We start from the raw sequence: 1,241 nt of genomic DNA on the forward strand, positions 1-1,241 counted from the left end.
CCACTGCAGGTCGGGCATTGGGCGGGCAGCTCAGCACGAGCAGCTGAAAATCGCGGCGAACCTCGCCAATTTTTTCGCCCCGCCGATACTCCGTGCAGCGCACGCCAAACACGAACAGGCCCAGGTCGGTGGCGCGCGCGCTCAGGCGGCCGGTGCGGCGGTCGATGCGCAGCGAAGGAGCGCCGGGAAAAGGAGCCGTGGCACTCAGCCCCTGGTTCCAGACCACGGGGGTGTAGGGCGCAGGGGCCGGCGTGGGCCGCGGCGAGTTGATGCGAGCGTGCCCGTTGAGGGGCGTGGTGAGGTCGTACACCAGTGAGTCGCCGTCGGCATCGCTGCCGCCGAAGTCGAACACGAATGGCTCGTTCAGGCAGGCATATTCGGAGAGCGCCGGAAAAAGGCGGGGCGTGGAATCGTACAGGGGCTGGCCATTGCGCACCACGGCCGGAAACTCGAGGTAGAAGGTTTCGGCCGCGTTGCCGGGGTCGACGATGTTGGCAATGGAAGTGTTGCGGCAGCATTGCTCCACGGCCACGTAATAGCCCTGAGGGGCATTGTAGGTACCGGCTGGCAGCTGAATTTCTTTGCTATACACCAGCTTGCGCGTGCTGAAAGCAGACCGGGTGCAGAGCGGATTCGAATAGCTCACCAACGCATTGCTGGTGAGAACGAGGGCAACATCCTGCATCCGGCTGTTGCTGGCTTTGTCAAAAATACTGGCCGTGGCAGTGCCTATGATAAGCGTAGCCAAGTCGGGCGCAGTGTTGTCGTAATACAGATTCAGCGTGAGCACATACGCTGTGCCCGTGGTGTGCGTTAGCTCCAGCTCGCCGCCCACAATGTGCGAGGCCCGGGCCGGACTTGCCAGCAGTAGCACCAGCAAGCTGCTAAGCACCAACCCGGCCGCCCGGCTGGACCAACTGGCTGGCGACCACAGATATCGGAAAAAGCGCATTCAATCTGAATTATGCCGCAATATACGGGTGCCTGGCAGTTTGGCAGAGTAGCGGCAGCCCGCGCGGCGAGCAACGCTGCGAGGGCGCTACTTTTGCCCCGCTGAGCCACGGCATCGGCACGGCTTTGCTACTCCTTCCTGACGGTTTACGACCCCATATGAAACAAGCTTTTGCGCTCGCATTTTGTTGGCTGCTGATTCCGGGATATGCATTGGCGCAGGCCGGTGCCCGGCCGCTTGCCCCCGAGGAGTTAGTGGGCGGCCAGGCCTGCGCGGCGGCCCGCGTGAG

General features: G+C 62.9%; 1 pseudogene. It reads right to left on the bottom strand.

From position 1 onward, the window contains the following. Positions 1-874, bottom strand: a pseudogene (locus ACYVDE_RS23285) (gliding motility-associated C-terminal domain-containing protein); the annotation flags it as partial. Between the last annotated feature and the right edge of the window lie 367 nt (positions 875-1,241).

This window comes from Hymenobacter agri (assembly GCF_054778495.1).